This window comes from Amycolatopsis mongoliensis (assembly GCF_030285665.1).
GTDB lineage: Bacteria > Actinomycetota > Actinomycetes > Mycobacteriales > Pseudonocardiaceae > Amycolatopsis > Amycolatopsis mongoliensis.
The window spans coordinates 5,308,328-5,326,505 of the sequence record NZ_CP127295.1 but is presented as its reverse complement, the minus strand read 5'-3'; the positions used below and the strand labels follow the sequence as shown (position 1 = coordinate 5,326,505).

General features: G+C 71.7%; 19 protein-coding genes. 5 read left to right on the top strand and 14 right to left on the bottom strand.

The genetic code is table 11. The features are described from left to right. Positions 1-164 precede the first annotated feature (164 nt). Genes QRX60_RS26005 through QRX60_RS25995 form a run of 3 tightly spaced genes read left to right on the top strand, consistent with a single transcriptional unit; the run spans position 165 to position 2,599 of the window. A complete protein-coding gene (locus tag QRX60_RS26005; protein WP_286003386.1) occupies positions 165-932 on the top strand; it encodes an alpha/beta hydrolase in 768 nt (255 codons plus the stop codon). Next, entirely contained in the window at positions 929-1,447 is a 519-nt protein-coding gene (locus tag QRX60_RS26000) for a hypothetical protein (protein ID WP_286003385.1), read from the top strand. Before QRX60_RS26005 ends, QRX60_RS26000 begins: the two co-directional genes overlap by 4 nt. 12 nt (positions 1,448-1,459) lie before the next feature. Continuing rightward, positions 1,460-2,599, top strand: coding sequence for a glutamate--cysteine ligase (locus QRX60_RS25995; RefSeq protein WP_286003384.1), 1,140 nt, complete (start codon positions 1,460-1,462; stop codon positions 2,597-2,599). On the opposite strand, the gene QRX60_RS25990 is transcribed toward QRX60_RS25995, so the two are convergent. From QRX60_RS25990 to QRX60_RS25960, 7 genes are all read right to left on the bottom strand, one after another. Then, positions 2,596-3,438, bottom strand: coding sequence for an NUDIX hydrolase (locus QRX60_RS25990; protein WP_286003383.1), 843 nt, complete (start codon positions 3,436-3,438; stop codon positions 2,596-2,598). The genes QRX60_RS25995 and QRX60_RS25990 overlap by 4 nt on opposite strands. 181 nt (positions 3,439-3,619) lie before the next feature. Further along, positions 3,620-4,558 carry an ROK family protein gene (locus QRX60_RS25985; RefSeq protein ID WP_286003697.1) on the bottom strand — a complete coding sequence of 313 codons (939 nt, stop codon included), beginning with the start codon at positions 4,556-4,558 and terminating at the stop codon, positions 3,620-3,622. A 15-nt stretch (positions 4,559-4,573) separates the two neighbouring features. Next, positions 4,574-4,987, bottom strand: a complete 414-nt coding sequence (locus tag QRX60_RS25980; protein ID WP_286003382.1) for a hypothetical protein — start codon at positions 4,985-4,987, stop codon at positions 4,574-4,576. Next, complete coding sequence (locus QRX60_RS25975) at positions 4,984-6,123, bottom strand: ArsA family ATPase (RefSeq protein WP_286003381.1); 1,140 nt, start codon at positions 6,121-6,123, stop codon at positions 4,984-4,986. The genes QRX60_RS25980 and QRX60_RS25975 overlap by 4 nt, the downstream gene beginning before the upstream one ends. Before the next feature lie 4 nt (positions 6,124-6,127). Then, entirely contained in the window at positions 6,128-6,562 is a 435-nt protein-coding gene (locus QRX60_RS25970; RefSeq protein WP_286003380.1) for an SRPBCC family protein, read from the bottom strand. Positions 6,563-6,589: 27 nt separating this feature from the next. Further along, complete coding sequence (locus QRX60_RS25965) at positions 6,590-7,384, bottom strand: metallophosphoesterase family protein (RefSeq protein ID WP_286003379.1); 795 nt, start codon at positions 7,382-7,384, stop codon at positions 6,590-6,592. A gap of 13 nt (positions 7,385-7,397) precedes the next feature. After that, on the bottom strand, positions 7,398-7,808 hold the full coding sequence (locus QRX60_RS25960) for a polyketide cyclase / dehydrase and lipid transport (protein ID WP_286003378.1): 411 nt from the start codon (positions 7,806-7,808) through the stop codon (positions 7,398-7,400). A 127-nt stretch (positions 7,809-7,935) separates the two neighbouring features. Between QRX60_RS25960 and QRX60_RS25955 the strand changes: the two genes are divergently transcribed. Beyond that, the gene (locus QRX60_RS25955; RefSeq protein ID WP_286003377.1) at positions 7,936-9,732 is read left to right on the top strand and encodes an AMP-dependent synthetase/ligase; all 1,797 of its coding nucleotides are present in this window, start codon (positions 7,936-7,938) and stop codon (positions 9,730-9,732) included. 60 nt (positions 9,733-9,792) lie between these two features. Here QRX60_RS25955 and QRX60_RS25950 read toward each other — a convergent pair whose 3' ends face one another. The 5 genes from QRX60_RS25950 to QRX60_RS25930 are packed head-to-tail and all read right to left on the bottom strand — an operon-like array spanning position 9,793 to position 14,678. Continuing rightward, entirely contained in the window at positions 9,793-10,137 is a 345-nt protein-coding gene (locus tag QRX60_RS25950; protein ID WP_286003376.1) for an antibiotic biosynthesis monooxygenase family protein, read from the bottom strand. Positions 10,138-10,179: 42 nt separating this feature from the next. After that, a complete protein-coding gene (locus tag QRX60_RS25945; RefSeq protein ID WP_286003375.1) occupies positions 10,180-11,556 on the bottom strand; it encodes a GH1 family beta-glucosidase in 1,377 nt (458 codons plus the stop codon). A gap of 18 nt (positions 11,557-11,574) precedes the next feature. Next, positions 11,575-12,459, bottom strand: coding sequence for a carbohydrate ABC transporter permease (locus tag QRX60_RS25940; protein ID WP_286003374.1), 885 nt, complete (start codon positions 12,457-12,459; stop codon positions 11,575-11,577). A gap of 9 nt (positions 12,460-12,468) precedes the next feature. After that, a complete protein-coding gene (locus tag QRX60_RS25935; RefSeq protein WP_286003373.1) occupies positions 12,469-13,389 on the bottom strand; it encodes a carbohydrate ABC transporter permease in 921 nt (306 codons plus the stop codon). Continuing rightward, on the bottom strand, positions 13,389-14,678 hold the full coding sequence (locus QRX60_RS25930; RefSeq protein WP_286003372.1) for an ABC transporter substrate-binding protein: 1,290 nt from the start codon (positions 14,676-14,678) through the stop codon (positions 13,389-13,391). The genes QRX60_RS25935 and QRX60_RS25930 overlap by 1 nt, the downstream gene beginning before the upstream one ends. Before the next feature lie 163 nt (positions 14,679-14,841). On the opposite strand from QRX60_RS25930, the gene QRX60_RS25925 reads away from it, so the two are divergent. Then, positions 14,842-15,879: a LacI family DNA-binding transcriptional regulator gene (locus QRX60_RS25925; RefSeq protein ID WP_286003371.1), complete on the top strand. Its 1,038-nt coding sequence runs from the start codon at positions 14,842-14,844 to the stop codon at positions 15,877-15,879. Between the two features lie 96 nt (positions 15,880-15,975). Here the strand turns inward: QRX60_RS25925 and QRX60_RS25920 are convergent, their stop codons facing one another. Both QRX60_RS25920 and QRX60_RS25915 read right to left on the bottom strand, forming a co-directional pair. Beyond that, positions 15,976-17,082 carry an FAD-dependent oxidoreductase gene (locus tag QRX60_RS25920; protein ID WP_286003370.1) on the bottom strand — a complete coding sequence of 369 codons (1,107 nt, stop codon included), beginning with the start codon at positions 17,080-17,082 and terminating at the stop codon, positions 15,976-15,978. 67 nt (positions 17,083-17,149) lie between these two features. Continuing rightward, positions 17,150-18,118, bottom strand: a complete 969-nt coding sequence (locus QRX60_RS25915; protein ID WP_286003369.1) for a ferritin-like domain-containing protein — start codon at positions 18,116-18,118, stop codon at positions 17,150-17,152. Positions 18,119-18,178 lie beyond the last annotated feature (60 nt).

Here is an 18,178-nt window from a genome sequence, read left to right as displayed (position 1 = left end):
TGGCCAGCCTACGAAGCCCGGTGGCCGCCGCACAACGGAGACCACCCGGTTACCACCCGGCAGCGATCGATCTCACAGGGAAGTCCGGGTCCGGGCGGACCCCCACAACGCCCTCGAGGCGTGAGAGCATGGACGGATCCACCGCTCACACGGAAGGCGATCGCATGGGCGTGCTCGCCGGCGCGGAACCGTTCGGCCACACCGGTTCGGCCGAAACCGGGTTCCTGCTCTGCCACGGGTTCACCGGTACCCCGGCGAGCATGCGGGCCTGGGGTGACCACCTGGCCGGGGCCGGGTTCACGGTGCGCTGCCCGCTGCTGCCCGGGCACGGCACTCGCTGGCCGGACCTCAACCGCACGACGTGGGAGGACTGGTACGGCGCGGTCCGCGAGGCGCTGCTCGCGCTGCTGTCGACGTGCAAGACCGTGTTCGTCGGCGGTCTCTCGATGGGTGGGACGCTCACCCTGTGCCTGGCCGAGGAGTTCGGCGACCGGATCGCCGGGATCGTCCTGGTCAACCCGTCGGTGACGCGGCTGAAGTGGGACACGCGGCTGCTGCCGGTGCTGGGCCGGATCGTGCCGTCGGTGCCGGCGATCGCGAACGACATCAAGAAGCCGGGTGAGACGGAGCTGGCCTACCCGCGCACCCCGGTGCGGGCCGCGGCGAGCCTGGCGAAGCTGTGGGCGGTCGTGCGCGCGGACCTGGCGAAGGTGACGCAGCCGGTGCTGCTGCTGCACTCGTCGGTCGACCACGTCGTCGAGCCGGTGAACTCGCAGCTGGTGCTGCAGGGCGTGTCGAGCACCGACGTCACCGAGGTGGTGCTGGAGAACAGCTACCACGTCGCGACGCAGGACAACGACGCCGAAGTCATCTTCACGCGTAGCGTCGAGTTCGCGAAAGCGCACGCCGCACAGCCCGAGGAGACCGCATGAGCCGGGGGAAGGACGGGCCGGAGGACGTCGACGCGACGTTCGCCGAGATCGTCGCCGACCTGCGGGCCGACGGGTTCGGGCTCCCCGAGTCCGACACTGCGGACACGGCCGACGCCGCGGGCCCCGCGGTCGGCACGGGGAACGAGTCGCGGAAGACGCCGGACCGGCCCGCCGAGCCGCCGGCCGTGGACACCCCGCCGGAGCCCGGCTGGCGCTCCGGGGGCACGTCGTGGGACACGACGATGTTCTCCGACGACCCGGCCGGCGACGACGAGCACTACATCCCGCCGGAGCCGCCGCCGCTGCCGCGGCCGAAGATGGGCGCGTTCCTCATCCTGCTGCTGTTCCTCGCCGGGTTGTTCCTGCTGATCCTGCCCGGCGCGATCGGCGTGGGCCCGACGGTGGCGACGCCACTGGGCATCCTCGCGCTCGCGACGTCGATCGCGTTGCTGCTGCTGCGGGTCCGGCAGGGGCCGCCGCCCGGCGCCGACCCCAGCAACGGCGCCCAGGTCTGATCCGCCACGTCGATGCACATCGAGTTCAGCCCTTCGCGGCGATCGACCGTCGGCGCGGAATGGGAGCTCGGCCTGGTCGACCGGCGCAGCGGTGAGCTGTCCTCGGTGGCCGAGCAGATCCTCGAGGCCGTCCGCCCCGACGGGCAGGGCGAGCACCCGAAGATCAAGCAGGAGCTGCTGCTCAACACCATCGAGATCATCACCGGCGTCTGCGACACGATCGCCGAGGTCAAGGCCGACCTGGCCGGGTCACTCGACGTCGTGCACGGCGTCGCCGACCCGCTCGGCGTCAAGATGTTCTCGGCCGGGACGCACCCGTTCTCGAACTGGTACCAGCAGAAGGTCACCGACAAGGAGCGGTACGCCAAGCTGATCGACCGGACCCAGTGGTGGGGCCGCCAGATGCTGATCTACGGCGTGCACGTCCACGTCGGGGTCGACCACCGTGACAAGGTGCTGCCGATCCTCGACGCGCTGCTGAACTACGCGCCGCACCTGCAGGCGCTCTCGGCGTCGTCGCCGTACTGGGGCGCCGAGGACACCGGGTACGCGTCGAACCGGGCGCTGATGTTCCAGCAGCTGCCGACGGCCGGGCTGCCGTTCCAGTTCCGGAAGTGGGCCGAGCTGGAGAGCTACGTCGAGGACATGTTCACCACCGGCGTGATCGACCACTTCTCGGAGATCCGCTGGGACATCCGGCCGGCGCCGCACCTGGGCACGATCGAGATGCGGGTCTGCGACGGGCTGCCGACGCTGGAGGAGGTCGGCGCGATCTCGGCGCTGACGCAGTGCCTGGTCGACGACTTCAGCGAGCGCCTCGACGACGGCGAGATCCTCCCCGCCCTGCCGCCGTGGCACGTCCAGGAGAACAAGTGGCGCGCGGCCCGCTACGGCACCGACGCGATCGTCATCCTGGACGCGGCCGGGCGCGAACGGCTGGTCACCGACGACATCGCCGACCTGCTGGACCGGCTGGAGCCGGTGGCGCGGCGCCTGGACTGCGTGGCCGAGCTGCGTGACGTCGAAACGATCCTGCGCTACGGGCCGAGCTACCGGCGGCAGCGGGCGGTCGCGGAACGGCACAAGGGCAGCCTCAAGGCCGTGGTGGCGTCGCTGGTCGCCGAGATGCGCGACGGGATCCCGAAGGACTAGAGCTCGTCGAGCTGGGAACGGAGCGTGCCCGGGCCGAGGATCGACGCGCCGAGAGCCCCGACGCGCCCTTTCAGCTCCCGGTCGGCCGTCGCGACGAGGACCTTGCCCTGCTGCTGCGCGACGACCTCGACGATCTTCGAGTCGCCGTCGGTGTCCGCGGCGACGACCTCCACGCCCGGGGTGCCGGTGACGTGCTTGGCCTTGCCTTCGACGACCAGGATGATCCGGGGCCACCAGGTGATCGCCGAGTCGTCCGGGTCCGGCACACCGGCTTCGGCGAGTTTCGCGAGCTGGTCGCGCAGGCGCTCGGCGGCCCCGTGCCGGTCGCGCCACCAGCCGTCCGGCCGCGAGCCGACGACGTTGGCGGCGTCGACGACCAGCACCAGCTCCTGCCCGACGCGGTCGCGCAGGTCCGGCCAGGCGGCGGCGAAGTCGCGGTGCAGCCGGTACCCGGGCACGTCCTCGGGGTCCACCCAGCGCACCTCCGCACTTTCGGTGTTCGCGACCCGCGCCTCGGCCCCGTCGGCCAGGGCGAGGACGGTCGTGTAGCTCCACTCCCCATGGTCCACCACGGACGCCGACACCGCGCGGAAGGCCCCGGCGGGGACGGAGGCCTCTTCGAACGCTTCGCGGGCGGCCGCGTTGACCGCGGTCTCGCCGGCCTCGATGGCTCCGCCGGGAAGCGCCCAGGTGCGGCCGTGGTGCACCCACCAGGCACGCCGCTGCAGGAGGACCCCGCGCGCGGGGTCGACGAGCAGCAGGCCGGCGGCGCCGTAGCGGCCCCAGTGCAGGTGACCGCCGGAACACCGGACGAAGACGCTCGCGGACGGGTCACTCACCCGTCCAGCCTGGCACACAGCGGCCGATGCCCGCCGCTCCGAGACGGTGCTCGGACCCTGCCGCACGAGCGCCCCAATGTGGCGTTCGGTGCGTCAGACGCACCCAATGCGGCGTTCGGTGCGTGGGACGCACCCAATGCCACATTGGGGCGCTCGGGACCCGCCGAAGCAGGAGCCGGGATCAGACCGGGGTCTTGGCCGCTTCCAGTGCCAGCGTGGCCACGCCGACGATGGCCGTGTCGTCGCCCAGGTGGGCCGTGCGGATGCGGGCCAGCGGGCGGTGCCGGGCGCCGGTGATCGCGCCCGCGTAGTGCTCGCGGGCCTCGTCGAGGAACAGCGGTGCGGACTCCGACACTCCCCCGCCGATCACGATGATCTCCGGGTCGAACACGTCCGCCACCAGCGCCAGGCCCTCGCCGAGCCACTTGGCCAGCTCCGCCATCGCCAGCTGGGCGATCGGGTCGCCGTCGCGGGCCGCGCCGGCCACCCGGCGGCCCGTCACCGACCCCGGGTCGCCCGCCACCTGCGGGGCCAGCACCGTCGACCGCCCGGGGTGACGCGCCAGCAGCTCCACCGCCGTCGCCGCCAGGGCCGTCCCGCTGCAGTAGCGCTCCCAGCAGCCGTACTTGCCGCACGGGCACGGCCGCCCGCCGCGGACCACCGTCAGGTGCCCCAGCTCGGGCGCCACGCCGTACGCGCCGCGGAACAGCTTCCCCTCCAGCAGCAATCCCGCGCCGATGCCGGTGCCCAGCGCGACCAGCGCCGCCACCTGGGCGCCGCGCGCCGCGCCGAAGCGGTGCTCACCGACGATCGCCGAATTGACGTCGTGCTCCAGCAGCACCGGCAGGCCGACGCGCTTCTCGATCCGGTCCGCGACCGGCGCGCCGCGCCACGCCAGGTGCGGCGCGAACATCACCGACCGGCGGTCGCGCGCCACGAACCCGGCCACGGCCAGGCCGACGCCGGCCACCTCGTGGCGGTTGCGCAGGTCCTCGATCACGCCGGCGATGGCGTCCTCGAGGGCGCCCTCCTCGCTCGGCGTCGCGACGCGTGCCGTGTCGAGCAGGGAGCCGCGCTCGTCCACCACGCCGGCCCGGACGCTCGTCCCGCCGACGTCCACCCCTATCGTCCGCACTCAGCTCTCCCGATCCGGCCGCCACTCGTCCCGCCTGCGGACGGCGATGTGCTGCACCCGCGCCGACGCGGGGCTGTCCGCGGGCCGCGGCGCGGGGCGGAACCCGGGCATGTGCACGCCCTCGTCCGGTTCCCAGCGGTCCGCGAGCACCGCACGGAGCAACGCCACCAGCTGGGCCAGCTGTTCCAGCAGCCTCGCGGCGAACTCCGGGCGCTCACCTCGCACAACGGCGACGATCGCACACAGCGGGCACCACCCGCACGCCGAGGCGTCCGGTTTCGCCTCGTCAGGGGCGCCGTGCCCGGCCGCGACCACGCCCTCCAGCCACGGCGCGGCCTTCTCGACGACCATCTCGACGAGCAGGCGGATCTCCTCGGCCAGCCGCGGTCCGGCCGCCTCGTCCTCTTCGCTCACCCGCGTCCCCGGTTCCCGGCCAGGTTCACGACCAGGCCGTCGGCGTCGGATTCCGCGCCGGTGATCCGGCACGGCCGCAGCGACTCCGGCAGGGCGATGAGCCTGCGGAAGCCGTCGACAGTGATCGCCAGGTCGTCGTCGACGCGGGCGAGGTCGACCTCGGCGTCCCGCCCGAGCGGGATCGCGATGCGCAGCGTGTACCCGTCCGGCGCCGGCCGCACCCGCAGCAGGGGCGTGACCGGGGTGCCATCGCCGTCCAGGGGGTCGCCGCCGCGGTAGAGCTCGGCGGCGATCTCCAGCAGCGCGGGCAGCCCGACCGGTTCGACGGCCCGGTGCTCGACGCACGAAAGCTTCGACGGCCCGAACCCGGCGGCCGCCAGCTCGGCGAGCACGGCGTCCTGCTGCGTCCGGCGCGTGCGCAGCCACGACGCGGCACCGCCGCGCCAGAACCCGGGCGCGGGCATCAGCCGGTTGGCGATCAGGCCGTCGACCGCGATGCCGCGCAGGGCCAGGGAGCTGAGCGTGCGCCGTGCTTCCGCGACCACCACCCGCTCCGGCGTCAGCACCAGCCGGACCGTGGTCACCGACGGCTCGGTGAGCAGCGCCCGCAGGCCGTCGAGGTGGGCACCGAGGCGGCGCACCGACTCGATGACCCGGCCGCGGCGGCCGAACACCCGGGTCAGGTACCCGGAAACGGCTTCGGGCAGGGCGAGCAGCCGCAGCGTCTCGGCCGTGGGCCCGCAGTCGACGACGATGGTCTCCCACAGCCCGTCTTCGGCCAGCCGGCGGACCTCGGTGAGGGCGAGCAGGTCGTCGACGCCGGGCAGCACGGTGAGCTCTTCGGCGTCGAGGGTGTCCAGGCCCGCGCCGGCCAGTGCCGTCTGCAGCTCGGCCCGCAGCCGGTGCCAGCTGGTGTCGACCAGGGTGCGCGCATCGATCTGCACGGCGGAGAGGAGAGCGTCCACTTCGGACGGCTCGGCGCCGAGGGTGTGGCCGAACGCGTCGCCGAGCGAGTGCGCCGGGTCGGTGGACACGACGAGGGTCTTCCTGCCGCGGGCGGCCAGGGCGGCGCCGGTCGCCGCGGCCAGCGTGGTCTTCCCGACACCCCCCTTGCCGGTGAACAGCAGGATCCGCACGTGGTTACCCCTCGGCCCGCTTCTTGAGCTCCTTCAGCGCGGTGTCCATGACCATCTTCTCGGCCTTGCGGCGCAGCAGGCCGATCATCGGCAGCGCCAGCTCGACCGACAGCGTGTAGGTGACGCGGGTGCGGCCGTCGAGGTCCTCCAGGGCGTAGCGGCCGTTCTGCGCCTTCTGCATCTGACCCTTGACCAGGTGCCAGCTGACGCCGAGGCCGTCGCCGTCCCAGTCGTACTCGAGGGTGTAGACATCCTTGATCGGGCCCGCGTCGAGGGTGAGCTTGACCTGCTTGGCCCGCCCGTCACCATCGGTGTCGAGGACCTCGGTCTGCCGGACGGCCCTGGCCCATTCCGGGTAGGCGGGGAAATCGGCGATCACGGCCATCACCCGGCTGGGCTCGGCGTCGACCTCGATGGACTGTGTGGACTGCTCGGCCATGGGACGAAGCGTAGCCGCCGCGGTCGGTCACCAGCGCAGCACGTAGGGCTGCCCGGTCTCCTTGAAGTGACCCACGTTACGGCACTCGGTCAGGCCGACCCGGGCGCGGGGGGAGAGGGGCTGGTGCACGTGCCCGAACACCGACCAGCGCGGCTGCTGGGCCCGGATCAGCTCCAGCAGCGCCGCCGAACCGATCTCGCTGCGGCGCGCGACGACGTCGTAGGTCAGCTCGGGCAGCGCCGGCGGGCCGTGCGTGCAAAGGACGTCTACTTCCGCGAGTGCGGCCACGCTGCGGTCGTAGTCCTCGCGATCCCGCAGGTAGGGGCGCCAGGCGGCCCCTTTGCGGTGGCGCGGGACGACACCGTCGGGCAGCAGCGCGCCGCCGACGAACCCGAACCGCAGGCCGCCGATCTCGGCCACCTCGCCGTCGAGCACCCGGATGCCCTCGCCGGCGAACTCGGGCCACAGCGCCGGGGTGTCGACGTTGCCGGGGGTGGCGTAGGTGGGCGCGGTCATCGCCGCGAAGAGCGCCGCGTACTGGGTGCGGACGGCCTCGTCGACGGCGCCGGCGGGGTCGTCGAGGCTCGCCCAGAGCGTCCGCGAGTAGGCAACGGTTTCGTCACGGGTGCCCTCACGGCGCAGGCGGGCGAACTCGCCGACCTTCTCGGCGCCGAACAGGTCGCCCATGATGCCCTTGTCGTGCTCGCGGTAGTCGACGAAGTCGAGCAGGTCGCCGAGCACGACCAGCGCGTCGGCCCCGTCCCCCGCCCGCTTCAGCGCGTCGGCGTTGCCGTGCACGTCCGAGACGACGTGTACCCGCACCCCTGGTCCCCCTCTAGCCCTCGCCGCGCGGAGGAACGCCGGGCTCGCGCCCGTCCTCCAGGATCTCCTTGAGCCCGAGTGCGATCACCTTCGCCGCGCGGGCCCGCCGGTCGAACTCCCGGCGCAGGTCGCGTGGCGCCAGCGCCCGCGGCGTCCCGGCCGCGTCGGCGGGGGTCGCCCGCAGGAAGTAGTGCAGCAGGGTGCCGTCGAGCACCGGCTCGAGCCAGACCTCCATCGTACCGACGAGCGCACCCCGCACGGTCCAGCGCAGGCCCTTGTCCCCCCGGTCGGTGTAGACCTCGAGGACCAGGTCGGGCCAGTAGCGCCGCCAGGACGCCGGTTCGGCGAAGACCGCGGCCACGGTGGCCGGCGGAACGGCGAGGAACGTCTCGTCGACGATGTCGAGTGAGGGTGGCGCGTTCACGTGCGAAGAATGTCACGCCCTCGCCGTGCGACGGCGATCAGCATGGTCTTAAGGTGCTCACCACGCTAAGTTGACTGGCGGGTAACAGCGGTGTCACCTGCCGCACGCGTTGAACACGGAGGTCCACGTGCGCGAATACAGCGCTCCCGCCGGGAAGCCGGTGGCCGACGACGAGAACATGTCCGATGTCGTCTGGGCGAACGCCGAGCGGTTCTCCGACGTGGTGAGCTTCCGCCGCCAGGTCGACGGAACCTGGCTGGACGTCACGGCCAGGGAGTTCGCCGGCCAGGTGCTGGCCGTGGCCAAGGGCATGGCCCGGGCCGGGATCGGCCGCGGCGACCGCGTCGCCATCATGTCCAAGACCCGCTACGAGTGGACGCTGATCGACTTCGCGATCTGGGCGGCGGGCGCGGTGACGGTGCCGATCTACGACACCTCCTCCCCCGAGCAGGTGTACTGGATCCTCTCCGACTCGGCCGCGAAGGCCGTGTTCGTCGAGACGACCGAGCACGCCGGAGCGGTCGGGGAGATCCGCGACCGGCTCACCGCCCTCGACCACACGTGGCAGATCGAGAGCGACACCCCCGCCATCGAGACGCTGGCCGCGATGGGCGCCGAGCTCTCCGACGACGAGCTGCACGAGCGCCGCCGCGATGTGACCGCGGACGAGCTCGCCACGATCGTCTACACGTCGGGCACCACCGGCCGCCCCAAGGGCGTCGAACTGACCCACCGCAACCTGCTGGCCGAGATCCGCGCCGACATCGAGGCGTTCCCGCAGCTGATGGAGCAGGGCAACTCGCTGCTGGTGTTCCTGCCGCTGGCGCACGTGCTGGCCCGCGCGATCGCCGTCACGGCGCTGACCGCCCGCGTCACCCTCGGGCACACCCCGGACGTCAAGAACCTGGTCGCCGACCTCGGCACGTTCCGGCCGACGTTCGTCGTCGCCGTGCCGCGCGTGTTCGAGAAGGTCTACAACTCGGCGAAGCAGAAGGCCCACGGCGACGGCAAGGGCAAGATCTTCGACGCCGCCGAGGCCGTCGCGGTCGCCTACAGCGAGGCGCAGGACAAGGGCGGCGCCGGGCTCCTCCTGCGGCTGCAGCACCTGGTGTTCGACAAGCTCGTCTACGGCAAGCTGCGCGCGGCCCTCGGCGGCCGCTGCGTGGCGGCGGTGTCGGGCGGGGCGCCGCTCGGGGCGCGGCTGGCGCACTTCTTCCGCGGCATCGGCGTCCCGGTGTTCGAGGGCTACGGCCTCACCGAAACGTCGGCGGCGGCGAACCTCAACACGCAGACGGCGTTCCGCGTCGGCACGGTCGGCAAGCCGGTCAACGGCACGTCGGTCCGCATCGCCGACGACGGCGAGGTACTGCTGAAGGGCAACGTCGTCTTCCGGGCCTACTACAACAACCCGCAGGCGACGGCCGAATCGCTCAGCGACGGCTGGTTCCACACCGGCGACCTGGGCGAGCTGGACTCCGACGGCTTCCTCAAGATCACCGGCCGCAAGAAGGAGATCATCGTGACGGCGGGCGGCAAGAACGTCGCCCCGTCCGGTCTCGAGGACACGCTGAAGGCGGCCCCGCTGGTCAGCCAGGCCATGGTGGTCGGCGACCAGCGCCCGTTCATCGCGGCGCTGGTGACGGTCGACGAGGAGTACTTCCCGACCTGGAAGTCCCAGCACGGCAAGCCTGCTTCCGCCACGGTCGCCGAGCTGGCCACGGACGCCGACCTGCTCGCGGAGATCCAGGCCGCGGTCGACGAGGCGAACAAGCAGGTGTCCAAGGCCGAGGCGATCAAGAAGTTCACGGTGCTGCCCAACGACTTCACCGAGCAGGGCGGCGAGATCACGCCGAGCCTGAAGCTGAAGCGCAACGTGGTCTCGAAGAACTACGCCATCGACATCGAAGGCCTGTACAAGAAGTAGCGGCTTCCCGGAGGGGCACCTTCATGGCTCTCGAGTCCGTGAAGGTGCCCCTCCGGGCAGTCAAGCTCGCGTGAACCCGTGGCTGCGCTCGACTTTCGCCACGTGCAGCGTGTAGCTCTGGTACCACTCCGCCCGGCCGCGCTGCTGCGCCGCGCGGTGCTCGGCGTTGTGCCGCCACTCGGTGAGGGCGTCGGCGTCGCGGAAGTAGCCGACGGTGATGCCCAGCCCGCCGGGGGTCTGCGCGTGGTCCATCCCCAGGTACCCGGGCACCTCGCGGACCAGGTCCTCCATCCGGGCGTTGGTCTCGCCGTAACCGCTCTGCTCGGCGGTTCGCACCGTGGTGAAGACCGCCACGTAGTAGGGCGGTTCGAAGGCCCCGACGGGCGCTTCCGGGTGATCGCTCATGGCGTCACCGTAGGACCGGCCGCCCCGGCGAACCAGCGCTTTTCACGGGGTCCGCTGGGCCGCGACGAACTCGCGGTACCAGTGGTAGCTCGCCCGCGGGGTACGGCGCTGGGTGGTGTAGTCCACGTGGACCAGGCCGAACCGGTGCTTGTACCCGTGGGCCCACTCGAAGTTGTCGAGCAGCGACCAGCAGAAGTACCCCCGCAGGTCGACACCCGCCTCGGCCGACGCCCGGGCCGCCTCGATGTGCGCACGCAGGAACGCGATGCGCTGCTCGTCGGCGAACATGCCGCGCTCGTCCAGCACGTCCGGGTACACGCAGCCGTTTTCGGTGACGTACACCGGCGGCAGCCCCGGGTAGCGGTTGTGCAGGCCGACCAGGGCCTCGGTCAGCCCCTCCGGTTCCACCGGCCAGCCCATGCCCGTGCGCGGGACGTCCGGCAGGCGCGAAGTGTCCACGCCGATGTCGGCCACGGTGCGCAGCGCCGGGTCCGGCTCGCGGTGGGGCGCGTCCGCGACGTGCAGCCGGTAGTAGTAGTTCACGCCCAGGTAGTCGAGGGACTCGCCGATCGTCTCCAGGTCACCGTCGAGCCGGAACGAGAAGTCCGAGACGCCGGCGAACATCGCCGCCAGGCCCGGCGCGTACCGGCCGCCGAACAGCGGGTCGGTGAACTGGCGCCGCAGCAGCGTGTCCTGACGGGCCGCCGCCGCGGCGTCGGCGGCCGAGTCCGTCACCGGCACCACGGGCGACTGGTTGAGCACGATCCCGAACTGATGCGCCGTCCTCGCTTGCGAGCGCATCGCGCGCACCGCCAGGCCGTGGCCGAGCAGCAGGTGGTGGGCGGCGGCGAGCGCGCCGTGCCCTTCCCTCGCGCCCGGGGCGTGCCGTCCTTCGCCGTAGCCCGCGACCGCGCACGGGTACGGCTCGTTCAGCGTCGTCCAGTGGTCGACGACGTCGCCGAGCTCCGCGTGCACCAGCGCGGCGTAGTCGGCGAACCGGGACGCCGTGTCGCGGGAACGCCAGCCGCCCTCGTCCTCCAGGGCCTGCGGGAGGTCCCAGTGGTACAGCGTGAGGAACGGCTCGATCCCCTGCTCGCGCAGGGCTTCCACCAGCTGCCGGTAGAAGCCGATCCCCTTCGCGGAGACGCCGCCGCGGCCGGAGGGCTGGATCCGCGGCCAGGAGACCGAGAACCGGTAGGAGTCGACGCCCAGCGCGGCGAGCAGGGCGATGTCGCGGGGCCAGCGGTGGTAGTGGTCCGCCGCCGGTTCGCCGGTGTCGCCGCCGGCGACCGCGCCGGGGACCGCCGCGAAGGTGTCCCAAATGGACGGTCCGCGGCCGTCGGATCGGGTGGCGCCCTCGATCTGGAACGCCGAAGTGGCGACGCCCCAGCGGAAACCGGGCGGGAAACGGGAAGTCACGGTGAGCTCCGGGGGGGGTCAGCCCTTGAGCGCGCCCTGCATGATGCCGCCGACGATCTGGCGGCCGAACAGCAGGAACACGAGCAGGACGGGGACGGTGCCGATGGTGGCGGCGGTGAGCACGAGGGTGTAGTCGGTGGTGTAGCCGCTGGCCAGGGTGGACAGTGCGGTCTGGACGGTCGGGTTCTCCGGGACCAGCACGACCAGCGGCCAGAAGAAGTCGTTCCACGCCTGCATGAACGTGAACAGCCCGAGCACCGCCGCGGCCGGGCGGGCGGCCGGCAGCGCGACGTGCCAGAACAGCCGCAGCGAGTTGCAGCCGTCCATCCGCCCGGCTTCGAGCAGTTCCAGCGGCAGCGCCCGTTCGAAGTACTGGCGCATGAAGAACACGCCGAACGCGGTGACCAGGCCGGGCACGATCACCGCCTGCAGCTGCCCGGCCCAGCCGAAGTCGGCCATCATCATGTAGAGCGGCACGACGCCCAGCTCGGTCGGGATCGCCTGGGTGGCGACCACGACGAGCAGCAGCAGGGTCCGGCCGCGGAAGCGCAGCTTGGCGAAGGCGAACCCGGCCAGCGTCGAGAACAGCACCACGGACACGGTGATCGTGCCCGCGACGATCATCGAGTTCCCGAGCGCCAGCGCGAAGTCCGTCTCGTCGAAGACGCGCGCGATGTTCTCGAACAGGTGCCCGCCGGGCACGAGGACCGGCGGGACACTCCCGACCGCCTCCGACGTCTGCGAGGAGACGACGAACGACCAGTACACGGGGAACGCCGAGCCGGCCAGGATCGCGATCAGCGCGGCGTAGGTCCACGGGCTCGCGACCCGGCGCGCGATGCGCCGGGCCCGCCCGGGGGCCACCGGCGGCGCGGGCGCGGCCGGGGTCAGCACGGTGGTCATGTCCGCTCCTCAGTCCGTTTGGATGCGCCGGGTCACCAGGTACGACAGGCCCGCGACGAGCATCGTGGCGACGGCCAGGATCAGCGCGATCGCCGAGCTGTAGCCGAAGTCGTACTTGGTGAAGCCCTGCTCGTAGAGGTAGAGCGCGGCGGTCTGGAACTGCCGGTCCGAGCCGCCGGTGGCGGCCGCCGTGCCGGGGTTGAACAGCAGCGGCTCGGCGAGCAGCCGCATGTTCCCGGTCGTCGCGATCACCGTGGAGAAGATGATCTGCGGCCGCAGCAGCGGCACGGTGATCCGCCAGAACTGCTGCCACCCACGGGCGCCGTCGAGCGTCGCGGCTTCGTACATGGTCGACGGGATCGCCTGCATCGACGCCAGGAAGATCAGCGCGTGGTAGCCGGTCCAGCGCCACACCACCATCGCCGCGATGGCGGTGTGCGAGCTGGCCGTGCCGGCCTGCCAGTCGACGTGCCCGCCGCCGAACCAGCTCAGCACCCAGTTCACCAGCCCGAAGTCCCGGCCGAAGAGCTGCGCGAAGATGATCGTCACCGCCGCCACCGAGGTGATGTTCGGCAGGATCATCCCCATCCGGAACAGCGTCCGCCCGCGCAGCCTGCGGTTGAGCAGGTGCGCGATGCCGAGGGCGAACAGGATCTGCGGGATGGTGGTCAGCAGCCACAGGCTGACCGTGTTCCCCATCGCGTTCCAGAAGTACGGGTCGTGGAACAGCAGCTGCTCGTAGTTGCCGAACCCGATGAACCTCGCGCCCTCGGCGTCGAGCAGGTTGCGCTTCTGCAGCGACACGAAAGCCGTGTAGAGCAGCGGGAACAGCCCGAAGACGCCGAAGATCAGGAAGTACGGGCTGACGAAGCCGAACGGCGACAGCTTGACGTCCCACTTGTGCCGCCGGTCGGCGAACGTCAGTGCCATCAGCTCTGCAGCTTCGCGACGTCACCGACCAGCTGCTGCCACGCCGCCGCGCCGTCCTGCTTGCCCTGCTCGACGCGCTGCATCGCGTTGCCGAACTCCGTCTGGACGTCGCCGGCCTTCGGGCCCTGGTACTGCGGGTTCAGCTTCTTCGCCGCGTCGGTGAAGAGCTTGCCGACGGGCGCGTTGTTGAAGAACGGGTTGGTGTAGCCGGTGATCTTCGGGTCGTCGTAGAGCGACGGCGTCGAGGGCAGCAGGCCCTGGCTGGTGAACACCTTCGCCTGCTGCTCGGGCGCGGTCAGCCACGCGGCGAGCTCGGCGGCTTCCTTGGTGTGCTTGCCCTGCTTGGGGATCGTCAGGTACGAGCCGCCCCAGTTGCCGCCCCCGCCGGGCACGGTCGCGACGTCCCACTTGCCCGACGTGTCCGGCGCCTGGTCCTTGATCTTGGTCATCATCCAGGCCGGGCAGGTGACGGTGGCGAACTGGCCCTGGGTGAAGCCGGTGTTCCAGGTCGGCGTGCTGTAGAGCAGGCCGGCGGACAGGTTCGCCTTGACGGCGTCGACGACCTGGTCCCAGCCGGCGCGCAGGGCCGGGTTGCTGTCGACGACGAGCTTGTCGCTCTGGTCGTAGTAGCCGGTCGGTGCCTGGCCGAAGATCGCGTTGAGCACGGTCGGGCCGCCGTCCATCCACTTGACGCCGGTCGGCGCCTTGGCCTGGAAGCGCTTGCCCGTGTCGAAGAACGCTTGCCAGGTGGGCCAGAGCGCGGAGACGGCCTCGCGGTCGGCGGGCAGGCCGGCGTTCTGGAGCAGGTCACGGCGGTAGCAGATGGCCAGGCCGCCGACGTCGGTGCCGTAGCCGATCTGCTGCCCGCCCTTGGCGAGCGAGGCCGACCACTTCCAGCCCAGCCAGCGGTCCTTGAGCTTGTCGCCGCCGACGGTGGTGAGGTCGACGAACTTGTCCGGGGTCGCCTTGAACTGGGCGACGTACCCGGTGTCGATCGCCTCGATGTCCGCGGCGCCGCCGCCGGTGGCCAGGTGCGCGGCGAGGTTCTTGTGGTGGTCGGAGTAGGAGGCGGTCCGCTCGGTGATCTCGATGTCCGGGTGGGCCGCCTGGTACTCCTTGATCAGGTCGGTGTAGCCGAAGTTGCCGAAGAGGCCGAGGCTGAGCTTGATCTTGCCGCCGCCGCCGGCGTCGCCGCCCCCGCAGGCGCTCAACGCGGTGACCGCGGCAAGGCCGGCGCACACCGCCCCGGCGATCAGGCGGATCCGGCGGTTTGTCGTTTTCGGGCGCATGAGATCTCCGTTGTTCTGCGGGCCGGTCGGAAAACGCGGGACCTATGAGAGCGCTCCCAGTAGTCATACGTCAAGTAACGAAATGATAACCAGACTCGGCATTTACCCAGCCTGAGATCATGTGCTAGAGATGTAACCGGTTACAGCGTCATCGGAGGTCGCCATGGTCACCGCCCGCGAAGTCGCCCAGCTCTGCGGCGTCTCGGTCGCGACCGTGTCGCGGGTGTTCAACCGCCCCGCCACGGTCAGCGCGACGACCCGCGAGCACGTCGAGCGCGTCGCCCGGGAGCTCGACTTCTCGCCGAACGAGTCGGCGCGAGCGTTGTCGCGGCAGCGGTCGGCGATGGTCGGGCTGGTCTGGGACACCGACCACCGGCGGCCCGGCTGGCGGCACCCGTTCCTGCAGGACCTGTTGCTGGGTCTCAAATCCGCGCTCAGCTCGCACGGCTACCACCTGCTGATGCTCGCCACGAGCGACGACGCCCGCGACCGCAACCCAGGCGTGTCGCTGGCCGACCCGATCGCGTACGTGAGCATGACCCGGCGGCACCACCTGGCCGGGCTCGTCCTGATCGACAGCGGGACCGACGCCGAGGCGTTCACCGCGTTCGCCCAGTCCGGGCTGCCGTGCGTCGCGCTCGACGTGGCCCTGTCGGGGCCGCGGGCGACCTACGTGACCTCGGACAACGCTGCGGGCGCGGCCGAAGCCGTCCGGCACCTGGCCACGCTCGGGCACCAGCGGATCGCGACGATCACCGGCCCCCGCGGCAACGCGCCCGCCGCCGCCCGCACCGAAGGCTACCTGCGCGGGCTGGCCGAAGCCGGGCTTCCGGCGCGCGAGGACTTCGTGGTCACCGGGGACTTCTACCGCGAGAGCGGGTTCGTCGGGATGCGCCGGCTGCTGGCCCGCAAGGACCCGCCGACGGCGGTGTTCGCCGCCAGCGACGAGATGGCGGTCGGCGCCCTGCTGGCGGCCCGCGCGGCCGGGCTGCGGGTGCCGGCGGACCTGGCCGTGGTCGGCTTCGACGACATCGAGGTGGCGTCCCTGGTGGACCCGGCGCTGACGACGGTGGCCCAGGACAAGCCGGGTTTCGGCACCGCGGCGGCGGGCGCGCTGCTGGCGATGATCGAAGCGGGAACGGCCCCGGACCCGGTGCACCTGCCGACAAAACTGGTGGTCCGCGGCTCCTGCGGCACCTAGCGCCCCAATGTGGCGTTGGTTGCGTCCCACGCACCCAATGTGGCGTTCGGTGCGTCTGACGCACCGAACGCCACATTGGGGCGCTGGGGTCCGGCGCTACGCGGTGATCTTCGCGTCCCAGTCGATGTGGTGCGCGTAGACCCAGCCCGGCTTTTCGCCGACGTCCCGCCCCGCGCTCGAGGCCACCAGCTTCTCGACGCGCTCGCGCCGGAGTCCTTTGTACGCGGCGAAAGCCGACTTCGGATCCGGGAGATCACGCAGGCACTGCGCGAGAATCACGCCGTCCTCCAAGGCCATCGACGCACCCTGCGCGGCGGCCGGGGACGCGGCGTGGGCCGCGTCGCCGGCCAGGACCATCTCCGGGGTCGACCAGACGCGCGTCTCGGGGACGTCGTAGGAGTGGCCGCCGAACACCTCGTCCCCGGTTGCCGCGATGATTTCCGCGCAGGGCAACGGTTCTCCGGCGAACGCCGCGTGCGCGAACTCGCGCCAGCCGGCCGGGGTCACGGCCGCGATCTCCTCGCGGGACCGCTCGGTGTCCGGGATGCGGGCGAACCAGAACGTGGTGCCGTCCGGGTCGGTCGTGAACCCGAAGGCCGCCTTGCTGCCGCGGACCATCCGGTAGATCCCGGGCGCCGAGGGCAGCCCCGGCGCGCGCGTGTAGCCGTAGACCACGGTCAGCCCGGTGTAGCGCGGCTCGTCCGCGGCCGGGTCGATGAGCCGCCGGACGACCGAGCGCAGGCCGTCGGCACCGACCAGGACGTCCCCGGTCTCGGTGGTGCCGTCGGCGAACTCGGCCGTGACGCCGTCCGGCCCCGGCTTCGCGCTCACCAGCCGCCGCCCGCGCTCGATCGGCACGCCCCGGCGCGCGGCTTCCTCCTGCAGGGCCCGGTAAAGGGTCGCGCGGGTCAGCGTGCGCGGGCCGTCGACGCCCCTGGTGTCGAACTCGTTCCGCCCGACGGTCTCCCCGTTCGGGGCGACGAGCTCGACGCCGTACGCGGCGAAGGACGCGTCGATCACCGGCCGGTCGGCGCCGATCGCGCGCAGGGCGTCCATGCCGTTGTGCATGATCGTGAGGAACGCGCCGACGTCGTCCCCGCCGGCCGGGTAAGCCTCGAAGACCACCGGATCGTGGCCGGCCAGCTCGAGCGCCATCGCCGTGACCGTGCCCGCGATGCCGCCACCCGCGACCAGAACTCGCACCCTGCTCCCCCTCGTGGACTCCGCGTGCCGCCGTCCCCGACGTTACCGTGACGGCGGCACGCGGCGCTCACTCCTTGGCGCCACTGGCGGCGATGTCGCCGTTGAGGCCCCGGGGGTAGAAGCCGCCCGAGTTCACCTTGTCCGGGTTGAGGTAGGCGATGTTGAGCACGCGGTCGGCGGAGCGGCCGAACGCGATGCCGTTCGCGTCCGCGGGGACGAGGTTCGCCTTGCCGTCCTTGAGCACGCCTTCGTCGTCGTCGGCCTTGCCGTCGAGGCTGTCGCGGGCGTCGGAGATCTTGTTCGTGATGTCGCCGAGACCGCGTTCGAACAGCTGACCGCGCACGATGCCCGCGTGGTAGGCCTCGACCGCGAGGATGCCCGCCGCCGCGTCGAGGAACGTCTTGTTGTTCACCAGCGGCGCCGCACCCTTGTAGGCCGACACGCCGACGTCCTCGAAGAGGAACGCGGCGAGCAGGAAGTTGTTCTCGCTCGCGAACGGGTCGAAGGTCTGGCCTTCCTTGATGACCCCGGCGGCCTGCATGGCGGCGGTGAAGCTGTTCTGGAAGTCGATCTCCGGCTGCGCGACGGCGGCCTTGTCGAGCGCCTTGCGCAGGAACGTCACGTGGGCGACCTCGTCGCCGGCGATCTCCTGGACGATCTGCTTGGTGTGCTCGCTCTTGAACTTCACGGCGTGTCCGCCGGAAACCTTGCCGAGGTTGCCGACGCCGTTGACGTACTTCTCGTTCAGCCCGTAGCCGTAGACGGCGAACGAGTACAGGTTCGCCTCGAGGTACTCCAGGTTGAGCGCGAAGTTCAGCACCGCGGCGTCGCTGGCGGCGGCGTCCGCGGCGTTCTGCTGCGGGTACTGCGAAGTGGCCCCGGCCGAGCCGAGACCCAGCGACAGCGCTGTACCGAGCGCACCGGCGCCCGCGACGCCGAGCCCCGCCGCTCCCGCAGCCTTGAGGAAGCGGCGGCGGTCGGTGGCGTTCTCCGCGCTGCGCTCGATCAGCTGCCGCGTGTAGCGTTTTCCGAACACGGGGGACGTCCTCTCGTGACGAGTTCGTCCACCTCACCCACCGGTCATACGTACCTGGAC